Source organism: Vibrio sp. 1151_11 (assembly GCF_029478525.1).
Lineage (GTDB): Bacteria > Pseudomonadota > Gammaproteobacteria > Enterobacterales > Vibrionaceae > Vibrio > Vibrio anguillarum.
Genome location: NZ_SHMN01000022.1, coordinates 42,026 through 65,250, shown reverse-complemented (window position 1 = coordinate 65,250; position 23,225 = coordinate 42,026). Strand labels below are relative to the sequence as shown.

The window sequence follows — 23,225 nt, the reverse complement described above, 5'->3', positions numbered from 1 at the left end:
TAACAGGCGATATCTCTCTACCAGAAGGCGTAGAGATGGTAATGCCAGGTGACAACATCCAAATGGTTGTAGAGCTAATCGCTCCAATCGCGATGGATGAAGGTCTACGTTTCGCGATCCGTGAAGGTGGTCGTACAGTAGGTGCTGGTGTTGTTGCTAAAGTTATCGCTTAATTGCTGATTTAGCCGTTTAAATACGAATAGTATTTGACTAACGACTACCAAAAAGGGCATCATTTGATGCCCTTTTTCTGCACTAAATTTGGCCGTTGTCGATTTGTTGGTCGATAAAGCCAGTGCAAAGGATTTAAGATAGAGACATTTCTATCTTGATGAGTATGTATAGGTAGCTTTACCTGTGCTATGGATTTGCCCTGCAACAGCGGGGTTGTTGTCGTCTATGTTAAGACTTGTAACAGGTTGGTTTATGAAAGCAAACAATGCTGAAATTCCTGATAGCTCAAGTGCAGCAGACACATTTAAGTGGATTGTCACTTTTGCTCTGTTAGCTGCCGCTGTTGTGGGTAATTACCTGTATGGTGAAATGTCTGTAGTGCTTCGCGCTGCAGGTGTGGTTGCGCTGATTATTGCAGCACTCGGTGTTGCTGCGACAACCACAAAAGGAAAAGCGGCGATTGCGTTTGCGCGTGAATCTCGTATGGAAGTTCGCAAAGTGGTATGGCCTACACGTCAAGAAACCATGCAAACAACATTAATCGTTTTAGCTGTAAGTATCGTAATGGCTCTAGCACTTTGGGGCATCGACGGCATTATGGTTCGTCTTGTCGCTTTCGTGACTGGGGTATAGAGGGTTTAATACATGAGTGAAGCTCCTAAAAAACGCTGGTATGTAGTTCAAGCCTTCTCTGGATTTGAAGGTCGCGTAGCGCAATCGCTGCGTGAGCATATCAAGATGCACGCAATGGAAGAATTCTTCGGTGAAGTTCTTGTTCCAACCGAAGAAGTTGTTGAAATGCGTGCAGGTCAACGCCGTAAAAGTGAGCGCAAGTTCTTCCCAGGCTATGTATTGGTACAGATGCTCATGAATGATGAGTCCTGGCACTTAGTTCGTAGTGTTCCTCGTGTAATGGGTTTCATTGGTGGAACCTCCGATCGTCCTGCACCTATCACTGACAAAGAAGCCGATGCGATTCTTAATCGTCTAGAGAAAGCGAGCGAAGCTCCGCGTCCTAAGACGATGTTTGAAGCAGGTGAAGTGGTTCGTGTTAATGAAGGTCCATTTGCTGATTTCAACGGCACCGTTGAAGAAGTGGATTACGAGAAGAGCCGCATTAAAGTGTCAGTATCTATCTTTGGTCGTGCAACTCCTGTTGAACTTGAGTTTGGCCAAGTCGATAAGCTTGATTAAAAAAACACCTTTTAGGGTTGTTAAGGGCGTGAAATGTGATTATAATTTCGCGCCTTATTTACACGTTTTTATGACAAAGTAACCGGGGAGCTGATCAGCTGATTGGCGTTTGTACCCACATTTAGGAAATATCATGGCTAAGAAAGTTGAAGCTTATATCAAGTTGCAAGTTGCATCTGGTATGGCGAACCCAAGTCCACCAGTTGGTCCTGCACTAGGTCAACGTGGCGTTAACATCATGGAATTCTGTAAAGCGTTCAACGCAAGAACAGAATCAATGGAGAAAGGCTTGCCTACTCCAGTTGTTATCACTGTATACAGCGACCGTTCTTTCACGTTCGTAACTAAGACTGCTCCAGCGGCTGTTCTTCTGAAGAAAGCTGCAGGCATCAAGTCTGGTTCAGGCCGTCCAAACACTGAAAAAGTGGGCACGGTTACTGATGCTCAAATCCAAGAAATTGCAGAAGCGAAAGCGGCTGATATGACTGGTGCTGACATTGAAGCGATGAAACGTTCTATTGCGGGTACTGCTCGTTCAATGGGCTTAGTGGTAGAGGGTTAATATCATGGCAAAACTAACTAAGCGTATGCGCACTATCCGTGAGAAAGTTGACGCAACTAAAGAATACGAAATCAACGAAGCTGTAGCTCTTCTTAAAGAACTTGCAACGGCTAAATTCGTTGAGTCTGTAGACGTTGCTGTGAACCTTGGCATTGATGCTCGTAAATCTGACCAAAACGTACGTGGTGCAACTGTTCTGCCACACGGTACTGGTCGTGAAGTACGTGTTGCAGTGTTCACTCAAGGTGCAAACGCTGAAGCGGCTAAAGCTGCTGGTGCAGATTTAGTGGGTATGGAAGATCTAGCTGAGCTAGTGAAGAAAGGCGAAATGAACTTTGACGTTGTTGTTGCTTCTCCAGATGCAATGCGCGTTGTAGGTCAACTAGGTACCATTCTTGGTCCTCGCGGTCTAATGCCAAACCCTAAAGTTGGTACTGTAACTCCTAACGTTGCTGAAGCGGTTAAGAACGCTAAAGCAGGTCAGGTTCGTTACCGTAACGACAAAAACGGCATCATCCACACAACTATCGGTAAAGTTTCTTTCGAAACTAACCAACTGCAAGAGAACTTAGAAGCTCTTCTAGTTGCACTTAAGAAAGCGAAACCTTCTTCTGCTAAGGGTACTTACCTGAAGAAAGTAAGCATTTCTACTACGATGGGTGCTGGTGTTGCTGTTGATCAGAACACGCTAAACGCTCAAGCGTAATAATACATTTGATTAGGTGTGGAATTTGTGTATAATTCTGCGCCTAATATTTGTGGTTGGGGCTGATTTTAGTTCTTAGAACTATGACCCAGTCTCCGTCCAAGACCGTAGGCGTTATTTGTCTGTTTGATAAATGACTTAATCGTACCTACGTAGATGGTGCCCGAACTGACAGAAAGCATAATTTATTTTTTGAATAGATAAACTTTCTTCTGGGACTGCACCGAAATAACTCTCACTGTTGTGATAATAGTGAGTGGTGTAACGACAACCAGGAGTAAATCCAAGATGGCTTTAAACCTTCAAGACAAACAAGCAATTGTTGCTGAAGTCAACGAAGCGGCCAGTGGTGCACTTTCTGCAGTTGTTGCTGACTCTCGTGGCGTTCAAGTAGGCGCGATGACTTCTCTACGTAAACAAGCTCGTGAAGCGGGTGTTTACATGAGAGTTGTTCGTAATACTCTAGCACGTCGCGCAGTGGAAGGCACAGCTTACGAATGTCTACAAGACGTATTCGTAGGTCCTACTTTGATCGCATTCTCTAACGAGCATCCAGGTGCTGCAGCGCGTCTTTTTAAAGACTTCGCTAGAGAGAACAAGCACTTTGAAATCAAAGCAGCTGCATTTGAAGGCGCATTAACTGACGCTGAACTACTAGCGACACTACCAACTTACGACGAAGCAATCGCACGCCTAATGATGTGCATGAAAGAAGCTTCTGCTGGCAAGCTGGTACGTACTATCGCTGCTGTCCGCGATCAAAAAGAAGCTGCGTAATTCGCATTGCTTTTTATTGTTTGCTAAATAAACTTATTGTTGACTTAAAAGAGAATTGTTATGTCTATTACTAACGAGCAAATCCTAGATGCAGTTGCAGAAATGTCTGTAATGCAAGTTGTTGAACTTATCTCTGCTATGGAAGAGAAGTTCGGTGTTTCTGCTGCAGCTGCAGTAGTTGCAGGCGGCCCAGCAGCAGCAGCTGTTGAAGAGCAAACTGAATTCGACGTAATCCTAACTGCTGCTGGCGCAAACAAAGTATCTGTAATCAAAGCAGTACGTGGCGCAACTGGCCTAGGTCTTAAAGAAGCTAAAGCTCTAGTTGACGGCGCTCCAGCTGCAATTAAAGAAGCAGTTTCTCAAGCAGAAGCTGACGCACTTAAGAAAGAGCTAGAAGAAGCTGGTGCGACTGTTGAAGTTAAGTAATTATTACTTAATTTCTTAGCCGCAAGGCTAATGGCTGGTGGTTTATTGACCACCGGCCTTTTTGCGCTGTAGGGTATGGGTGAATTTTCCCGCTGTTTAGACGCTTATACTCGTGCAAAAGCACACAAACTATCATTTTTGAGTGATGTTGTGTTACTACAGTAAACAGCTGTTAGTCACTGTCCTATGACCCTTTATTTTTGAATAATTGGTGGGCAGTTTGGGTCACTTATCAGCGAGCTGAGGAACCCCATGGTTTACTCTTATACCGAGAAAAAGCGCATCCGTAAGGACTTTGGTACTCGTCCACAAGTGTTGGACATTCCATACCTGCTATCGATCCAGCTCGATTCGTTCGACAAGTTTATCGAACAGGATCCTGAAGGACAATACGGTCTTGAGGCTGCTTTTCGTTCTGTATTTCCTATTCAGAGCTATAACGGCAATTCTGAGCTGCAATACGTTAGCTATCGTCTTGGTGAGCCAGTTTTTGACGTTAAAGAATGTCAAATTCGTGGTGTAACTTATTCTAAGCCACTACGCGTAAAACTACGCCTAGTGATCTTTGATAAAGACGCGCCAGCAGGTACTGTAAAAGATATTAAAGAACAAGAAGTCTACATGGGTGAAATTCCACTCATGACAGACAATGGTACCTTCGTAATTAATGGTACTGAGAGGGTTATCGTATCCCAGCTGCACCGAAGCCCAGGCGTATTCTTCGACAGCGATAAGGGTAAAACTCACTCATCAGGTAAAGTTCTTTATAACGCACGTATTATCCCTTACCGTGGTTCATGGTTAGATTTTGAGTTTGATCCAAAAGATAACCTATACGTGCGTATTGACCGTCGTCGTAAACTGCCTGCATCGATCATTCTTCGTGCACTTGGTAAATCGACAGAAGAGATCTTGGATCTGTTCTTCGAAAAAGTGAAGTTTGAAGTCAAAGACCAAACTCTTCTTATGGAGTTGGTACCTGAGCGCCTGCGTGGCGAAACAGCGTCATTTGATATTGAAGCAAATGGTACCGTTTATGTCGAAAAAGGTCGTCGTGTAACGGCTCGTCATATTCGTCAACTAGAAAAAGATAACGTTGATTTTATCGAAGTACCCGTTGAGTACATCGTAGGTAAAGTCGCTTCTAAAGATTATGTCAATGAAGCAACTGGTGAAGTCATCGTTAGCGCAAACCAAGAAATTAGCTTGGAAGCATTAGCGAATCTTTCACAAGCGGGCTATAAGAAACTTGAAGTTCTATTTACGAACGATCTTGATCATGGTCCATTTGTGTCTGAGACGCTCCGCATCGACAGTACGGTTGATCGTATTTCTGCGCTAGTAGAAATCTACCGCATGATGCGCCCTGGCGAGCCACCAACAAAAGAAGCAGCCGAATCGCTGTTTGAAAGCCTATTCTTCTCAGAAGAACGCTATGACCTATCAACAGTAGGCCGTATGAAGTTCAACAGCTCAATTGAGCGTGAAGATACCGGCGAGCTTGGTACGCTTGACGAAACTGACATCATCGAAGTGATGAAGAAGTTGATCGCCATTCGTAACGGCATTGGCGAAGTGGACGATATCGACCACCTTGGCAACCGTCGTATTCGCTCTGTTGGTGAAATGGCTGAAAACCAATTCCGCGTAGGTCTTGTGCGTGTTGAACGTGCAGTGAAAGAGCGCTTAAGCCTTGGCGATCTTGATGCGATCATGCCTCAAGATTTGATCAATGCGAAGCCTATCTCTGCAGCCGTTAAAGAATTCTTCGGTTCTTCACAGCTTTCTCAGTTTATGGACCAGAACAACCCACTTTCAGAAGTGACGCACAAACGTCGTATTTCTGCATTGGGTCCTGGTGGTCTAACTCGTGAGCGTGCTGGCTTTGAGGTACGTGACGTACACGTAACTCACTACGGTCGTCTATGTCCGATCGAAACGCCAGAAGGTCCGAACATCGGTCTGATTAACTCATTGTCAGCATTTGCACGTTGTAACGAATACGGTTTCCTAGAAACTCCGTACCGTCGTGTTGTTGATGGTGTGGTGACTGATGAAGTTGATTACTTGTCAGCTATCCAAGAAGGTCAATTTGTTATCGCGCAGGCAAACGCCATTCTGACTGAAGAAGGTACGTTTGCAGATGAGCTGATCACAGCTCGTCAAAAAGGTGAATCTGGTCTTCACCCTCGTGAACATGTTGACTACATGGACGTTGCGACCAACCAGGTCGTATCAATCGCCGCTTCGCTTATCCCGTTCCTAGAACACGATGATGCGAACCGTGCATTGATGGGTGCGAACATGCAACGTCAAGCGGTTCCAACGTTACGCGCTGAGAAGCCGTTGGTTGGTACTGGTATCGAACGTAATGTAGCGGTTGACTCTGGTGTAACTGCCGTTGCCAAACGTGGCGGTATGGTGCAGTCAGTTGATGCGTCTCGTATCGTAGTTAAAGTTAATGAAGATGAACTTGTATCTGGTGAAGCGGGTATCGACATTTACAACCTAACTAAATACACACGTTCGAACCAAAACACATGTATTAACCAACGTCCTACTGTGATGCCAGGTGAACCTGTAGCTCGCGGTGATGTCCTTGCTGATGGTCCTTCAACAGACCTTGGTGAGCTAGCGCTTGGTCAAAACATGCGTATCGCATTCATGCCTTGGAATGGTTATAACTTCGAAGACTCGATCTTAGTATCTGAGCGCGTGGTTCAAGAAGACCGTTTCACGACTATCCACATCCAAGAACTTTCTTGTGTGGCTCGTGATACTAAGCTGGGCTCTGAAGAGATCACAGCGGATATTCCAAACGTAGGTGAATCGGCTCTGTCTAAACTAGACGAGTCAGGTATCGTTTACATTGGTGCTGAAGTTAAGGGTGGTGACATCCTAGTTGGTAAAGTAACGCCGAAAGGCGAAACTCAGCTAACTCCAGAAGAGAAGCTACTACGTGCAATCTTCGGTGAAAAAGCCTCTGATGTTAAAGATACGTCACTGCGTGTACCAAACTCTGTTTCAGGTACCATTATCGATGTTCAAGTTTTCACTCGCGATGGCGTAGAGAAAGACAAGCGTGCGCTTGAAATTGAACACATGCAGCTAAAAGAAGCGAAGAAAGACCTTACCGAAGAGTTCCAAATTCTTGAAGGTGGTCTACTAGCGCGTGTGAAAGCTGTACTGATCAATGGTGGCTATTCTGAAGCGAAGCTTGATGCGATTGATCGTAAGAAATGGCTAGAACAAACACTAGAAAACGACGAGCTACAATCTCAACTTGAACAGCTTGCTGAGCAATGGGATGAGCTAAAAGCTGACTTCGATAAGAAGTTCGAAGCGAAACGTCGTAAAATCACTCAAGGTGATGATCTAGCGCCTGGCGTTCTGAAGATTGTTAAAGTTTACCTAGCGGTGAAACGTCGTATCCAGCCTGGTGATAAGATGGCAGGTCGTCACGGTAACAAGGGTGTAATCTCTAAGATCAACCCTGTTGAAGACATGCCTTACGATGAAAACGGTCAGCCGGTTGATATCGTATTAAACCCACTAGGTGTACCGTCACGTATGAACATCGGTCAGATCCTTGAAGTTCACTTAGGTCTGGCTGCAAAAGGTATTGGTGACAAGATCAACCAAATGGTTAAAGAACAACAAGAGCTGTCTAAGCAGCGTGAGTTCTTACAGAAGGTTTATGATCTTGGCGATACGCGTCAGAAAGTAGATATTGCTGCTCTGTCTGATGGTGATGTTCGTACTCTTGTGAACAACCTTCGTGGTGGTTTACCGATTGCAACTCCAGTATTTGATGGTGCGTCAGAAGCATCAATCAAAGAACTATTAAGCCTAGCCGACCTACCAACTTCTGGTCAGCTAACACTGTTTGATGGTCGTACTGGTGATGCATTCGAGCGTCCTGTAACTGTCGGTTACATGTACATGCTCAAACTGAACCACCTTGTTGATGACAAGATGCACGCTCGTTCAACAGGTTCGTACAGCCTAGTAACTCAGCAACCACTTGGTGGTAAAGCTCAGTTCGGTGGTCAGCGTTTCGGTGAGATGGAAGTGTGGGCACTAGAAGCATACGGTGCTGCATATACACTACAAGAAATGCTTACTGTTAAGTCAGATGACGTTAACGGTCGTACGAAGATGTATAAGAACATCGTTGATGGTAACCATAGCATGGAACCTGGCATGCCAGAGTCTTTCAACGTATTGCTGAAAGAGATCCGCTCGCTAGGTATCAACATCGAGCTAGAAGACGAAGAGTAATCTTGGCGGTAAACCCTCTGGATTATCCTGGTAGAAAGGCGCTCGCCGAGCGCCTTTTAACTCCTTACAGGAGCTGATTGTGAAAGACTTATTAAACTTTCTAAAAGCACAGCATAAGACCGAAGAATTTGATGCAATCAAAATCGGTCTATCTTCACCTGACATGATTCGTTCATGGTCTTTTGGTGAAGTTAAAAAACCTGAAACGATCAACTATCGTACGTTCAAGCCTGAACGTGATGGTCTGTTCTGTGCGCGTATTTTTGGTCCAGTCAAAGACTACGAATGTCTTTGTGGTAAATATAAGCGTCTGAAACACCGTGGCGTGATCTGTGAAAAATGTGGCGTTGAAGTTACACAAACTAAAGTTCGTCGTGACCGTATGGGCCACATCGAGCTTGCATCACCGGTTGCTCACATCTGGTTCCTAAAATCGCTACCGTCTCGTATCGGTCTGCTAATGGATATCCCTCTACGTGATATCGAACGTGTTCTTTACTTCGAAATGTATGTAGTAACAGAGCCGGGTATGACGGATCTAGAAAAGAGTCAGATGCTTACTGAAGAAGAGTATCTTGACCGTCTAGAAGAGTGGGGCGATGAGTTCACGGCGAAGATGGGCGCAGAAGCGATCAAAGACCTATTGGGTTCAATGGATCTTGTCGCTGAAACAGAGATGATGCGTGAGGAGTTACAAACCACTAACTCTGAAACTAAACGCAAAAAACTGACTAAGCGTCTGAAGCTTGTTGAAGCGTTTATCAGCTCAGGTAATAACCCTGAGTGGATGATCCTGACTGTGCTTCCGGTACTTCCGCCAGATCTACGTCCTCTAGTACCACTAGATGGCGGTCGTTTTGCGACATCTGATCTGAACGATTTGTACCGCCGTGTGATCAACCGTAACAACCGTTTGAAGCGCCTTCTAGAGCTAGCAGCTCCGGACATCATCGTACGCAACGAAAAGCGTATGCTGCAAGAGTCTGTTGATGCGCTACTTGATAACGGTCGTCGCGGTCGTGCGATCACAGGTTCTAACAAGCGTCCTCTGAAATCTCTTGCTGATATGATCAAGGGTAAACAAGGTCGTTTCCGTCAGAACCTACTTGGTAAACGTGTAGACTACTCAGGCCGTTCTGTAATCACAGTAGGTCCATATTTACGTCTGCACCAGTGTGGTCTTCCTAAGAAGATGGCACTTGAGCTATTTAAACCATTTATCTACAGCAAGTTAGAAACTCGCGGCATGGCCACGACGATCAAAGCAGCTAAGAAAATGGTTGAGCGTGAAGAAGCGGTTGTTTGGGATATCCTAGACGAAGTGATTCGTGAACACCCAGTACTACTAAACCGTGCACCAACACTGCACCGCCTTGGTATTCAAGCGTTCGAACCTGTACTGATTGAAGGTAAAGCGATTCAACTGCACCCACTTGTGTGTGCGGCGTATAACGCGGACTTCGATGGTGACCAAATGGCGGTTCACGTGCCTCTAACTTTAGAAGCACAGCTTGAAGCTCGTACACTGATGATGTCGACGAACAACATTCTGTCGCCAGCATCAGGTGATCCGATCATCGTACCTTCACAGGACGTGGTCTTGGGTCTGTACTACATGACTCGCGAAAAAATCAACGCGCAAGGTGAAGGTATGTACCTGGCTGGCCCTAAAGAGGCTGAGAAGGCATACCGTACTAAGACAGCGGCGCTACACGCACGCGTTAAAGTACGTATCACTGAAACCGTTGTTGATGAAGATGGTTACAGCACGACTGAGACTAAGATGGTCGATACGACTGTCGGTCGTGCCATGCTATGGCAAATCGTGCCTAAAGGCCTGCCATACAGCATCGTGAACCAGAAGCTTGGTAAGAAACAGATCTCAAATCTATTAAACGAAGCGTATCGTAAGCTTGGTTTGAAAGATACGGTCGTATTTGCTGACCAAATCATGTACACCGGTTTTGCTTATGCAGCACTGTCAGGCGTGTCAGTTGGTATCGACGACATGGTTGTACCAGCAGCAAAATACACTGAAATTGCTGAAGCTGAAGAAGAAGTACGCGAAATCCAAGAACAGTTCCAATCAGGTCTTGTTACGGCGGGTGAGCGTTACAACAAAGTTATCGATATCTGGGCGTCTACCAACGACCGTGTTGCGAAAGCGATGATGGATAACCTATCTTCTGAAACCGTGATCAACCGTGATGGTGTAGAAGAACAACAAGAATCGTTTAACAGCATCTATATGATGGCTGACTCGGGTGCTCGTGGTTCTGCTGCTCAGATTCGTCAGCTTGCAGGTATGCGTGGTCTGATGGCGCGTCCAGATGGTTCAATCATCGAAACGCCTATCACAGCAAACTTTAAAGAAGGCCTGAACGTACTACAGTACTTTATCTCTACCCACGGTGCACGTAAGGGTCTAGCCGATACTGCACTTAAAACAGCGAACTCAGGTTACCTGACTCGTCGTTTAGTAGACGTTGCACAAGACGTTGTGGTGACAGAGCATGACTGTGGCACTCAAGAAGGTGTCGACATGATGCCTCATATCGAGGGTGGTGACGTTAAAGTTTCTTTAACTGAACTGGCTCTTGGTCGTGTGGTGGCTGAGGATGTGATGAAGCCAGGCACTGAAGAAGTACTTATTCCACGTAATACTCTGATTGATGAGAAGTGGTGTCAGATTATCGATGAGAACTCTGTCGATAATATGAAAGTACGCTCAGTGGTAACCTGTGATGCGGACTTCGGCTGTTGTGCGCTATGTTACGGTCGTGACCTTGCTCGTGGTCACCTAGTGAACCAAGGTGAGGCAGTCGGTGTTATTGCTGCTCAATCTATCGGTGAGCCGGGTACACAGTTAACGATGCGTACGTTCCACATCGGTGGTGCGGCTTCTACTGCTGCGGCAGAGAACAGCATCCAAGCGAAGAACAAAGGTTCTGTGAAACTTCACAACGCTAAGTTCGTTATCAACAAAGATAAGAAGCTGGTTATCACATCTCGTGCATCAGAGCTGACTATCATTGACGAATTTGGTCGCACGAAAGAAAAACACAAACTGCCTTACGGCTCTGTGTTGAGTAAAGGTGATAACGACGCGGTTGAAGCTGGTCAAACAGTGGCTAACTGGGAAGCGCACACCATGCCAATCATCACTGAAGTGGCTGGTCGCATCCAATTCGTTGATATGATTGATGGTGTAACGGTTTCTCGCCAAACAGATGACCTAACGGGTCTATCTTCAAGCGAAGTAACCGAAGCTGCCGCTCGTCCAGCAGCAGGTAAAGATATGCGTCCAGCTATCAAACTTGTTGATGCGAAAGGTAAAGATGTCATGATCCCTGGTACTGATATGCCAGCTCAATACTTCTTACCGGGTAAAGCGATCGTTAACATCGAAGATGGTGCTGAAGTTGGTATTGGTGACACATTAGCGCGTATTCCACAAAAATCTGGCGGTAACCGAGACATCACGGGTGGTCTACCTCGCGTAGCTGACTTGTTTGAAGCTCGTCGACCAAAAGAGCCTGCGATTCTTGCTGAGCACACAGGTACTGTGAGCTTTGGTAAAGAAACCAAAGGTAAACGTCGTCTAATCATCACTCGTGAGGGTGACGAAACTTATGAAGAAATGATTCCTAAGCATCGTCAACTTAACGTGTTTGAAGGTGAGAAGATCGAACGTGGTGACGTTATTGCTGATGGTCCTGAGACTCCGCACGATATCCTACGTTTACGTGGTATCCATGCTGTAACGTCTTACATCGCTAACGAAGTTCAAGAAGTTTACCGTCTGCAAGGCGTTAAGATTAACGATAAGCACATTGAAACTATCGTTCGTCAAATGCTACGTAAGTGTACGATTACTCATGCTGGCGACTCTGAGTTCCTAGCGGGTGAGCAAGTTGAATACTCACAAGTGAAAGTTGCAAACCGTAACCTAGAAGCCGAAGGCAAACAGCCTGCTCGTTTCGAGCGTGAGCTACTAGGTATTACTAAAGCATCTCTAGCGACTGAATCGTTCATCTCTGCGGCATCGTTCCAAGAGACAACTCGCGTACTAACAGAAGCGGCTGTTTCTGGTAAACGAGATGATCTTCGCGGTCTGAAAGAAAACGTAATCGTTGGTCGTCTGATCCCAGCGGGTACAGGTTTCGCTTACCACCAAGAGCGTCAAGCTAAACGTGCGGCACAGCTAAAAGGCCCGTCTGCTGAACAAGCGACAGATAACCTAGCGGCACTGCTAAACGCAGGTTTCTCTTCTGAAGAGTAATCTCAGCGCTGATTAAAAAAGGCACCTTCGGGTGCCTTTTTTGTTGCGCTTAATTAATCTACGCGAATGATTACAGCAAAATATTCAATATTAAGCACCAGGAGGGATAGCCAAGCTGTCCGCGATAAGTTGAATCAAACTATCTTCCACTCCAAAACGCACCTCAATAATTTCACCAATTAGCGAAAGGTCGTTGTCAAAGTTTTCGAGATCATCCTCATCACTCACTGCCGCGTATTTATCTGTAAAATTGAGTAACGGCTCGGTAGTAACAATAATTTTTCCATAAGTCTGATTAATTTCATCGGTGGCTTCAAAGCCAGTTGCACGCCACCTATCCATCACCATATCGTAGATTTTGAAGTGACCTTCGGAAATATAATCCACCAGTTGTTGGCAAAAACGTTGCAGCTCTTCTGGCGAGGGAAGCCCGTTAACATTCGTTTTGGCGGTGCAAGGTTGCAGCGCGGCTAATTTGCAATACTCTACAATTAAGGTTTGTCGCGTGTTTAACCAGTGATCAATAACGTCACTGTAACCGCCCCATTGCTCTTGTGTGCGTTTTAGTTTTTTTAGCATGACCATGCCCTCATGATCGGGTCACAAAGCTGGTGACCGTTTCCTTTGCGTAGGGTTGCACTTCGTAGATACAACTCATTGTCCTTACTAGAATTTATAGAACTAAATTTGGAACGTTACAAATTCTGGTATGAATTTAGATTGCCAGTAAAATGGGGTAACTGCAAGAAGAGAGGTCGCAACATGTTGAAAAATAGTGATACAAAAATCGCTTATTGGTGTGTAGTTTCCGGAAGTGAGATCTGGACCATAAATGGTGAGTTACCGCTAGGATCTGCGGGCGAATATTCCCTGCCTTTAGAAAAAGCGGTGGTGGTAGATAGTTGTGATGGTTACCCAGTGATGTGGGTTAATGATGCCGATCTTGATGGCGAGCGAGAAATGACTTCATTACGCGAATTGTTGCATCTCAAACCAGAACTGTTTTTGGCGATCAGCAAGGCGCTTCAATATGGTCACATGAGCCAAACGTTACGTTTTTGTCCACAATGTGGCGGGCGAAATTACCTAAACCATAACCAATTGGCGATGCAATGTTCTGAGTGTCGAACGTTACATTATCCGCGTATCTTTCCTTGCATTATTGTCGCGGTACGAAATCAGGATAAAATTTTATTGGCCCAGCACCCAAGGCATCGTAACGGCATGTATACCGTTATTGCTGGTTTTTTAGAGGTCGGGGAGACGTTAGAGCAGTGCGTGGCACGTGAAGTGCTTGAAGAAACGGGGATTCATGTGAAAAATATTCACTATTTTGGTAGCCAGCCTTGGGCATTTCCATCGAGTATGATGATGGGCTTTGTGGCGGAATATGACTCTGGCACGATAAAACCCGACTATAGTGAATTGAGTGATGCGCAATGGTTTTTAGCAAGTGCTTTGCCTCCCGTTGCGCCCGAAGGGACGATAGCCAGAGCATTAATAGAGCACACGTTAAGCGAAATCGAGAAAGATTCACTGCCGCATTGCTAAAAAAAACCCTCCGGTGAAGGAGGGGGTAAGTAAGATGTCGTTATGAGATGCCGAGTACAGAGTACTCAGTTTATAATTATAGTTTTCGCTAGCGAACAAATTTTTAACACCGTTAAAGGTTGCTTGCAAATTAACCATTGATTTAAAAGTTAATAACATGATCTCGCTTGCAAAGCACACCGTTTTTGGCGCTTATTCAGTGCTAGAATAACGCCACAAAAAATAACAAGCTTTAAATTGGAAGACGGAATGACTGAATTAAAAAATGATCGCTACTTGCGTGCACTGTTAAAACAACCTGTCGATTGCACCCCTGTATGGATGATGCGCCAAGCAGGACGTTACCTGCCAGAGTATCGCGCAACGCGTGCCGAAGCAGGCGATTTTATGGCGCTGTGTAAAAATGCTGAGCTAGCTTCTGAAGTGACATTACAGCCATTACGTCGCTTTCCATTAGATGCCGCTATTTTATTTTCTGATATTTTAACCATTCCTGACGCCATGGGATTGGGTTTGTATTTTGAAGCGGGAGAAGGGCCAAAGTTTGAACGCCCGATCACTTGTAAAGCCGATGTCGATAAAATTGGCTTACCGGATCCGGAAGGCGAACTGCAATATGTGATGAATGCCGTACGCCAGATCCGCAAAGATCTACAAGGTGAAGTTCCATTGATCGGTTTTTCAGGCAGCCCATGGACACTCGCGACTTATATGGTGGAAGGTGGCAGCTCAAAAGCCTTCACTAAGATCAAAAAAATGATGTACGCCGATCCTAGCGTGCTGCACGCCTTGCTCGATAAACTGGCAGACAGTGTTATTGAATACCTCAACGCACAAATCAAAGCGGGTGCTCAGTCTGTTATGATTTTTGATACTTGGGGCGGAGTACTGACGCCGCGCGACTACAACCTCTTTTCACTACAGTATATGCACAAAATCGTGGATGGTTTAATTCGTGAAAATGAAGGTCGCCGCGTACCCGTCACTCTGTTTACCAAAAACGGTGGCATGTGGCTGGAGCAGATTGCTGCAACGGGTTGTGATGCTGTAGGGCTTGATTGGACCATCAATATTGCCGACGCCAAAGCGCGTATCGGTGACAAGGTGGCGCTGCAAGGTAATATGGACCCATCCATGCTTTATGCTCCGCATGATCGTATTCGCCAAGAAGTGGCGACCATTCTTGAAGGGTTCGGTCATGGTGGAACGGGCCATGTCTTTAACCTCGGACACGGTATTCATTTAGATGTGCCACCGGAAAATGCGGGCATATTTGTTGATGCGGTGCACGCCTTGTCTAAACCGTACCATCAATAATAGGTTTGCGGTGCCTTATCGCCGATAATGCACCGTTTCTCACTCTCATCCTGTTATTTGATAGGAGCAGGTTCACAGAGGTAAAGAGGTAATAAGACAAGATGAAGACCAAAGATAAGATCGTTTATGCTGCATTAGCGCTGTTTAATGAACATGGTGAAAGAACGGTGACCACTAACCATATCGCCGCACATATCGAAATCAGCCCAGGTAATTTGTATTATCACTTTCGTAATAAACAAGAAATTGTTCGTGATATTTTTGCTCTCTATTCAGCAGAGTTACTCGAACGTTTTCAGCCGATTGCGGCACAGCGCGAAAGCTTAACTCTGTTAAAGCATTATCTTGATTCGATCTTCACTTTGATGTGGAAATACCGTTTTTTCTATGCCAATTTACCGGAAATCCTGCAGCGTGATGAAGTACTACATGGTGAGTACATTCAAGTACAAGAAAAGCTGCAAACTAATCTCATTAATATTATGCACGCTTTTGTTGAGCTGAAATTGCTGTCTGTCGGAAAAGAAGAGATGCAATCTTTAGTGACCACTCTCCATATGACGGCCTCGTGTTGGTTGAGTTATCAGTCAGCGATGTTTTCCAAAACGCAGATCACCGAGCAAGTGATTCATCAAGGCATGCTGCAGATGATCGCAGTCGTTAAACCCAAAGCAACAGAACAAGGTCTTGAACAGCTTCTATTATTAGAGGAAGGTGTGCGGGCGATGCACGCATCATAATGTGTGCTTAGTTATAACCTTTGAGTATTGTTCTTAATCCTTTGAAGCTGTTAGCTTCTTAGCTATACATCTCTAAGGGTGGTGTTGATATGCACTATGACGTTTTTAACGGTGATGCTGATGGCATCATCTCTCTTCTTCAGCTGCGGCTTGCTTACCCTCGCACGACGACCCTAGTTACTGGGGTTAAGCGTGATATCAAATTGCTCCAGCGTCTTAATCTTCAATCCCGAGATAGTCTGACCGTGTTAGATATTTCGATGGAGAAGAATCAGCGACCTTTACAACAGGCTCTTGCGGCGGGGGTGACGGTGTTTTATGCCGATCATCACTATGCAGGCTCAATCCCCGAGACTCCGCTGCTTGACGCCCATATTGATTTGGACCCTAATACTTGTACGGCATTAATTATTGATCAGTGGTTAGGTGGTCCGTTCCATGAGTGGGCGATTGTGGCAGCTTATGGCGATAATTTGATTGCTAAAGCGGATACTTTAACGCGCAACGCGGGGCTAACTACCACTCAAGCTGAACAACTAAAAAACTTAGGCACCTTGATTAACTATAACGGTTATGGAGAGACGATAGAGCAGCTTCATTATCACCCCGCTGATTTGTACCAAGCCTTGCTAGTTTATCCTTCACCGTTTGATTTAATGAAGGATGACAACTCCCCTTTTTATCATTTGCAGCACGCTTATGAGCAAGATATGCAGCTTGCTCAGTCGTTAGAGCCTATCTATAAAAGTGCCTGTTTGAGCGTATACGAGCTGCCAGACTGTGCATCATCACAGCGAGTGAGTGGTGTGTTTAGTAATTGGCTAGCCAATCAAGCACCCGCCGCGGCACATATGGTTTTAACGGTAAATTCATCGGGTGGTTATACCGTTTCGCTACGAGCTCCATTAGCCAATAAACAGGGAGCGGATAGGTTATGCAGCGCCTTTGCAACCGGAGGCGGGCGAGAAGCGGCGGCGGGTATTAATTCGTTGGATAAAAGACAATTGACCCAATTCATTACTCAAGTAGAAGCGTACTATTCATCACACTAACGCTCGCCCGGATTGACAGGGTGATGGATGTGTTTTGCTAGCGACTGAGCCAGCGTGTTGGGTCTTCGGCTTTACTGTTGCGACGAATTTCGAAATAGAGCGCTGGCTGAGATTGACCGCCAGTGTCTCCCGCTAAAGCAATGGTTTCACCGGCGGTGACTTTATCGCCCTCTTTTTTGAGCAAACTTTGGTTAAAGCCGTATAAGGTCATATCGCCTTTGCCATGATCGAGCAAAACCACCAGCCCATAACCACGTAGATATTCAGCAAACACGACCGTGCCAGAATAAACCGCTTTGACGTTTTGACCATAATTGGCGTCAATGACTAGACCTTTCCAGTCAATTTGTCCACTTTGACGTGTACCAAAAGCATGCAGGATTTTACCTTTGACTGGCCAAGGTAGCTTGCCTTTTTGCGGTGCTAACCCATCCATTAGCACAGCGTTACGTTTTGCTGCTTTGGCGATTTCCGCTTGTAATCGCGTTTCATTGCGTTGCAATTCCGCTAAGTAGACTTTATCACCGGAAATGCTTTTTTGAATTTTACCCACTGTACTGCGTCGTTCTGACTGCGTTTTTGCCAATGTAGCGCGCTTTTGGGTCTGCTGTTCTAATAGAGAAGCGATTTGGTCTCGTTCAAGTCGCAGCTGTTTTTCACTTTCATTGAGTTCTTTTTGCGTAAGTTCAAGCTGTTGGATGGTTTGGCTGCGTGCCTTAGCTAAGTGTTGGTAATACTGGCTGATGCGATCTTCTTCCACGCCATTATTGAGTATGTTGGATGAGGCCGTCGCTCGCTGAGTGGCGTAATAGGTTTTGATCAGTTGAGCTAATTTGGCGGTTTGTTGTGTTTGTTGTGTTTCTAAGGCTGTGATCTTTTGCTTGAGTTTAGCGATATTAGCGTTGGCCACTACTAATTCTGATTTGGTGTTTTTGATCTGACTTTCTAGACTTGAAATACCCACTTCTTGCTTTTTAAGCGCATTTTGCAACGAATCGAGCTCTTTTTGTCGATTATTTAACGCTTGCTGCTGACGAGAAATTTCGCCTTTCACCCCTTTTAGCTCTTGTTGTGTGGCAGCCATTAACGGTGAGCTGGAGAGGCAAGCTAGCCCTAACACCATCACTAGGCTAAGTGCATGCCACCAAGTCGTTATAGTAATTAGGTGTGGTGAAGGCTTGTTTCTCATCCGTTTTCAAGTCTCTATCGACAAATTAGTGAGTCAGTATACTCAAAGCCATCCGCGAGGCGAAAGCCCTATGTCAAAACTTGCAATCAAATCGAGTTCTTGGGCGAAAAAAAGCCTCGATATTTATCGAGGCTCAACATCACGTGGTTGGTGAGTTATTTAAACAACACTTGACCAGACATTTCTGCAGGGATGTCCATGTTCGATAGAGCAAGCATCGTTGGTGCTAGGTCAGAAAGCTTACCACCATCTTTTAGCTTAAGATCTTTGCTACCGACGTAGATAAGCGGCACTGGCAGATTGGTATGTGCGGTATGAATGCCCCCTGTTTCTGGGTTCACCATCATTTCTGCATTGCCGTGGTCTGCTGTGATCAGTAGCTGGCCATCGACTTCTTTAATCGCTTCAACCACTTTTCCGATACACTCATCAAGCGCTTCGCATGCTTTCACGGCCGCTTCGTAAATACCAGTATGACCAACCATATCGCCGTTCGGGTAGTTACAGATAATCGCATCGTATTTACCCGATTTGATTGCCGCAACGAGTTTTTCAGTCAGTTCAGGCGCGCTCATTTCCGGTTGCAGATCGTAAGTTGCCACTTTAGGTGAAGCAACCAATTGGCGCTCTTCGCCTGGGAATTCGTTCTCAACACCACCGTTAAAGAAGAAGGTGACGTGCGCGTATTTTTCTGTTTCAGAGATGCGCAACTGAGTTTTGCCCGCCTTTGATAGCCACTCACCGTAGGTGTTTTCTAGTGATGCTGGTGGAAATGCGCACAGCAGAGGAATGTCGGCGGCGTATTGGGTTAGCATTACAAAGTCAATTGCTGGGAACTTTGCACGTTCAAACCCGTTGAAATCTGGTATGAAGGCACGAGTAATTTCACGTGCACGGTCGGCGCGGTAGTTCATGAAAATCACGGCGTCGCCATCTTCAATCGCAGCAGAGTCTTGGCCTTCAGCTTTGATTTCTGTCGCTTTAACAAATTCATCATTTTCTTCACGTGCGTAAGCGGCTTCAAGGCCTGCCACGGCGGAAGCAAAAGTAAATTCTGCTTTGGCTTCAACCAATAGGTCGTAAGCTTTTTGTACGCGTTCCCAGTTGTTATCGCGATCCATGGCGTAGTAACGACCAATCAGTGAGGCGATACGACCTTTACCTAATTTAGAAAATAGGTCTTGGAAGCGTTGCAATGAGGCTTCGGCACTGCGTGGTGGCGTATCACGGCCATCAAGGAAGCAGTGGAGGTAGATTTTCTCAGCGCCACGGGCAGCAGCCATTTCAACGGCAGCGTAGATATGATCTTCATGCGAGTGAACACCACCTGGCGACATTAGCCCCAATAGGTGAACCGCTTTGCCCGCTTTGATGGCTTTATCCATCGCGTTGACTAACACTTCGTTTTGTTGGAATTCACCATCAAGAATTGATTTAGTAATGCGTGTCAGGTCTTGGTAAACAATACGACCAGCACCGATATTGGTGTGACCGACTTCTGAGTTACCCATTTGACCATCCGGTAAACCTACATCCATACCAGAAGCAGAAATCAGAGTGTTTGGGTTGTTTGCAATTAAGCTATCCATGACTGGAGTATGTGCATTGCTGATTGCGTTGTGTGCGTTATCTTCACGGTAACCCCAACCGTCAAGAATTACTAAAGCCATTGGCTTCTTAGCTGACATAGTTATGACCTCGTCAAATTCAAAGTAACTTAAACAGAAATTAGCGTAATTTTACTACACTTTGAAGCGATTGCAGTAGGTTAAGATCAATGATTCTCCCTATCAATGCCTATAAAGGTAGCCTATTGATCAACATCGGTGCCTTTTTAGCGCCATTTAATAAACTAAAATTCCCGTCCCAAGCACGGCAAACAGTGCGCCGCACCAAGCGAAGCGGTTGGGCCGCTGTTTGGTATACATCCATAAAATAGGCAACAACATGATGGGCGTGGTTGAGGAGAGCAAGGCCACCATACCCACGTTGCCTTCACGCAGTGCGTAGAGAATTAACGTCATTCCGACCGCCATCGCAAGAAAACCGTTGATGGCGGTAATGGTAAAAATGGGCAGCGTAATGGCTTGAGTGGCGCGTGCTAATTTTGCACCAGTAGCCAACAGTAAGCAGTGTGCGGTGAAGGCGGTGAGCATTCGAATTGCGGAAGCGGCGATGGGGTCGATCCCCGTTTGCATCACAGGTTTGGCGATGATCCCACCCAATGCTTGGCATAGAGCCGCGATAAGGCCAAGTGTAATGCCAACCCATACTCGGCCTTTAATTGCTTCCAATGCATTATGATTTTGCCCTCGGCGGCCAAAAAAGATGGCCGTTAGAACGCCTGAAAAGACAAAAGTCGCGCCCACTAGCTCTGCATGGCTCATGCTTTCGCTGAATAAAAAATAGCCGAGAATGGCCGAAAAAACGGCATGGCAGGAAAAGAGTAAACCGGCTTGTCTTGGCCCCATGCGATTTAAACACGCAAACAGCGCCGTATCGCCAATGAATATGCCAATCAACCCCGAATACATCATGGGTGTTACCATCTCGCTGTTTACCGTTGCCCAGCCGCCAGTTGCCAACGCCATGCTCACTAAAATGAGAGAAGTACAGCCCATCCGCCAACGGCTATAAGCAAAGGTTCCTAAATGGCGAGCGGGAGTAACAGACAGTAAACTGGCTACTGCCCAAAGAAACGCGGCAGCAAGCGCGAGCCATTCGTAGCCCATGTAAACATCCTTGAACGAGGGAAGGATCTCAATATGCCTTAAGCGCTAGGGGAAAACAAAGGGAATTTATGGGCTTGCCTCAATGTGATTAAAAGAGGCAAGCCAAGAGGATTTACACTTTGAAGCGGCGAATATCGTTACGCATGGCTTCTGCCGATAAATGCATTTCATGAGCGCTGTGGCTGCTCTGCTGAGTTTGACTAGCAAGGTCATCAGAAGCGTCTTTGATACCTTGTGTATTGCGGCTAATGTCTTCGCTGACGGCTCGCTGCTCTTCAGCGGCACTGGCAATTTGCAAGGCCATATCATTGATCTCGGTGATGGCTTGCGTGATCCGCACTAAACTGTCGTGAGCTTGTTCGGCATAGTCAACACTGTGGTCGGCCAGTTTGGTGCTGGCTTCCATATTCTCGACCGCATGTTGAGTATTGCGCTGCAAGGTTTCAATCATGGTGCGGATCTCTTCCGTTGAGCCATGTGTACGTTGGCTTAGCACACGAACTTCGTCGGCGACCACAGCAAAACCACGGCCTTGGTCACCTGCGCGGGCCGCTTCAATCGCTGCATTGAGTGCTAACAGATTGGTTTGTTCGGCAATACTTTGAATGGTGGATAGGATCTGGTTGATACTTTGAGCATTGCTCTCCAACTCTCGGATCACTTTGGCCGCACTATCGACCTGATTGGCTAAGTGAGTAATGGAATCTCGATTCTTTTTGATAACCGCCTGCCCGTCATCACAAGCTGAGGCCGATGCTTGTGACGCGCTAGCAGTTAGTTCGGCATGGCTAGCCACCTCAGCGGCGGTAGCCGACATCTCGTGAATCGCGGTGGCTATTTGGTTGACATCATTTTGTTGGTGCTCAACTCGCATGGAAGCTTGAGCAGAAAGGTCATTGGCATCTTGTGCTTGCTGGGAAAGTTGTTGGCTACGGCTGACGATCCCTTTCAGCATCTCCTGCATTTGACTTAAAAAGAGATTCACTTTCTCGGCCAATTCACCGATTTCATCCATGCGTCGAATGTCGATGCGTTGGGTGAGGTCGCCTTCTCCTTGCGCTAATTGCGCTAAAGCGTTCGACAATACCTGCAGTGGTTGCAGTAAGCGGGTTACAACCCAAGTGCTGATGCTGGCGATAATAATGTAGAGTACTAAAGAGGCAATGGCGGTAAAGGTGATCTGCTCAGAAACCGAGGCGTAGGCCATCTCTTTATCCACCACAATGCCCAGTAACCAATCGGTATTTGGTATTTGTGAGACGTAAATTAATTTGTTGCCTTGCTTTGGCCAAACAATAGTATCAACGCGATTCTCTTTAGCTAAGCTGGCCATATGCTGGGAATCTAATTCGTTGTTTAAATTGGTTAAAGGTTTTTGGCTTAAGGCTTCATCTTGATAGGCGACAATATTGTTATTGCCATCAACCAGAAACGCAAAGCCTTGGTTATCGAGTTTAACACTCAGTACCTCTTTAATGAGATTGGTTACGGTTAAATCGGCGGCGAGTACACCTTGCTTTTGACCTTTAAAGGCTTTGGCGAAGCTGACTACTATGCTGCCATCAAAATCTTGGTAGGGTTCGGTAATTATAAGCCCGGATTGTGCCATTGCATCTTTATACCAAGGGCGCGTTCTTGGATCATAATCACTTGGCCAATCTTCGGTTTTATCACCATAAGCGATGGTGCCATCACTGAAGCCAGCATAGACAGAAAGAAAATCACCGCCTTTTTTGGTGACCAGTAGCGCTTGATCTGCGTTGTCATTACTGGCGATAAAAGATTCATTGGCCAACATCATATTGCTACGGATCCCGAGCCAATCACTGATATAACGGCTGGTGGCGAGACTGACATTTTCCATTTCACTATTGATGGCGTGAGTCGTCTCCTGTTGCAGTTGGCTGACGGAGATCCAAGCTTGTACGCCACTGACTATCGCAATGATAATGGCGATCGCCACTTGAATTTTAAATTTGATGGTATGTCTCATGGGTTATGCCCCTAGAACGGTTTGACAACAGCGTGTCGATAGATCAGAACGGAAAAAAAGATGAATTAACGGCACCCGTGCTTATTTGCAGCCAAATGATGAGGTCTTTTCATGGTTCTTCAGATAAATGAATAACTAAAACAGGCTAATCCTACGAAAATATGATGTTAATTAATATGATCGCGCTCGATTATTACTCATCCAGTTGAGTCATTTTTGCTGAGTTTTAGATAGAGATGATTCATCTTG

At 45.8% G+C, this 23,225-nt stretch carries 17 protein-coding genes and 1 pseudogene; 13 read left to right on the top strand and 5 right to left on the bottom strand.

The features are described 5' to 3' along the window. From tuf to rpoC, 9 genes and pseudogenes are all read left to right on the top strand, one after another. A pseudogene (gene tuf, locus EXZ60_RS15130) lies at positions 1-173 on the top strand (elongation factor Tu); the annotation flags it as partial. 253 nt (positions 174-426) lie between these two features. Further along, positions 427-807 (top strand): preprotein translocase subunit SecE, encoded by a 381-nt coding sequence (gene secE / locus EXZ60_RS15125; protein ID WP_026027616.1) that lies wholly within the window; start codon positions 427-429, stop codon positions 805-807. Positions 808-819: 12 nt separating this feature from the next. Beyond that, complete coding sequence (nusG, locus tag EXZ60_RS15120; protein WP_013857954.1) at positions 820-1,368, top strand: transcription termination/antitermination protein NusG; 549 nt, start codon at positions 820-822, stop codon at positions 1,366-1,368. A 133-nt stretch (positions 1,369-1,501) separates the two neighbouring features. Beyond that, entirely contained in the window at positions 1,502-1,930 is a 429-nt protein-coding gene (gene rplK, locus EXZ60_RS15115; protein WP_010318965.1) for a 50S ribosomal protein L11, read from the top strand. A 4-nt stretch (positions 1,931-1,934) separates the two neighbouring features. Next, on the top strand, positions 1,935-2,636 hold the full coding sequence (gene rplA, locus EXZ60_RS15110) for a 50S ribosomal protein L1 (RefSeq protein WP_013857952.1): 702 nt from the start codon (positions 1,935-1,937) through the stop codon (positions 2,634-2,636). Positions 2,637-2,924: 288 nt separating this feature from the next. Next, positions 2,925-3,413 (top strand): 50S ribosomal protein L10, encoded by a 489-nt coding sequence (gene rplJ / locus EXZ60_RS15105; protein WP_026027617.1) that lies wholly within the window; start codon positions 2,925-2,927, stop codon positions 3,411-3,413. A 60-nt stretch (positions 3,414-3,473) separates the two neighbouring features. After that, positions 3,474-3,839 (top strand): 50S ribosomal protein L7/L12, encoded by a 366-nt coding sequence (rplL, locus tag EXZ60_RS15100; protein WP_010318962.1) that lies wholly within the window; start codon positions 3,474-3,476, stop codon positions 3,837-3,839. 252 nt (positions 3,840-4,091) lie between these two features. Beyond that, on the top strand, positions 4,092-8,120 hold the full coding sequence (gene rpoB, locus EXZ60_RS15095) for a DNA-directed RNA polymerase subunit beta (protein ID WP_115339455.1): 4,029 nt from the start codon (positions 4,092-4,094) through the stop codon (positions 8,118-8,120). Between the two features lie 79 nt (positions 8,121-8,199). Continuing rightward, complete coding sequence (rpoC, locus tag EXZ60_RS15090) at positions 8,200-12,402, top strand: DNA-directed RNA polymerase subunit beta' (protein WP_013857949.1); 4,203 nt, start codon at positions 8,200-8,202, stop codon at positions 12,400-12,402. 90 nt (positions 12,403-12,492) lie between these two features. On the opposite strand, the gene EXZ60_RS15085 is transcribed toward rpoC, so the two are convergent. Further along, positions 12,493-12,987, bottom strand: a complete 495-nt coding sequence (locus EXZ60_RS15085; RefSeq protein WP_013857948.1) for an Rsd/AlgQ family anti-sigma factor — start codon at positions 12,985-12,987, stop codon at positions 12,493-12,495. Positions 12,988-13,167: 180 nt separating this feature from the next. Between EXZ60_RS15085 and nudC the strand changes: the two genes are divergently transcribed. The 4 genes from nudC (at position 13,168) to EXZ60_RS15065 (ending at position 17,062) form a co-directional block, all read left to right on the top strand. Then, positions 13,168-13,953, top strand: coding sequence for an NAD(+) diphosphatase (gene nudC, locus EXZ60_RS15080; protein ID WP_170889804.1), 786 nt, complete (start codon positions 13,168-13,170; stop codon positions 13,951-13,953). Positions 13,954-14,202: 249 nt separating this feature from the next. Further along, positions 14,203-15,270: a uroporphyrinogen decarboxylase gene (hemE, locus tag EXZ60_RS15075; RefSeq protein WP_010318957.1), complete on the top strand. Its 1,068-nt coding sequence runs from the start codon at positions 14,203-14,205 to the stop codon at positions 15,268-15,270. A gap of 101 nt (positions 15,271-15,371) precedes the next feature. After that, positions 15,372-16,010, top strand: a complete 639-nt coding sequence (locus EXZ60_RS15070) for a TetR/AcrR family transcriptional regulator (protein ID WP_017043942.1) — start codon at positions 15,372-15,374, stop codon at positions 16,008-16,010. Positions 16,011-16,099: 89 nt separating this feature from the next. Continuing rightward, positions 16,100-17,062 (top strand): acetyltransferase, encoded by a 963-nt coding sequence (locus EXZ60_RS15065; protein ID WP_094128434.1) that lies wholly within the window; start codon positions 16,100-16,102, stop codon positions 17,060-17,062. 37 nt (positions 17,063-17,099) lie between these two features. Here the strand turns inward: EXZ60_RS15065 and EXZ60_RS15060 are convergent, their stop codons facing one another. The 4 genes from EXZ60_RS15060 to EXZ60_RS15045 all read right to left on the bottom strand — a co-directional run bounded on the left by EXZ60_RS15060 (position 17,100) and on the right by EXZ60_RS15045 (position 22,976). Beyond that, positions 17,100-18,185, bottom strand: coding sequence for a murein hydrolase activator EnvC (locus tag EXZ60_RS15060; protein ID WP_228209352.1), 1,086 nt, complete (start codon positions 18,183-18,185; stop codon positions 17,100-17,102). Positions 18,186-18,406: 221 nt separating this feature from the next. Further along, entirely contained in the window at positions 18,407-19,939 is a 1,533-nt protein-coding gene (gpmM, locus tag EXZ60_RS15055; protein ID WP_258428592.1) for a 2,3-bisphosphoglycerate-independent phosphoglycerate mutase, read from the bottom strand. 156 nt (positions 19,940-20,095) lie between these two features. Beyond that, positions 20,096-20,983, bottom strand: coding sequence for a DMT family transporter (locus EXZ60_RS15050; protein WP_105977185.1), 888 nt, complete (start codon positions 20,981-20,983; stop codon positions 20,096-20,098). Positions 20,984-21,095: 112 nt separating this feature from the next. Continuing rightward, complete coding sequence (locus EXZ60_RS15045; RefSeq protein WP_019282806.1) at positions 21,096-22,976, bottom strand: methyl-accepting chemotaxis protein; 1,881 nt, start codon at positions 22,974-22,976, stop codon at positions 21,096-21,098. Between the last annotated feature and the right edge of the window lie 249 nt (positions 22,977-23,225).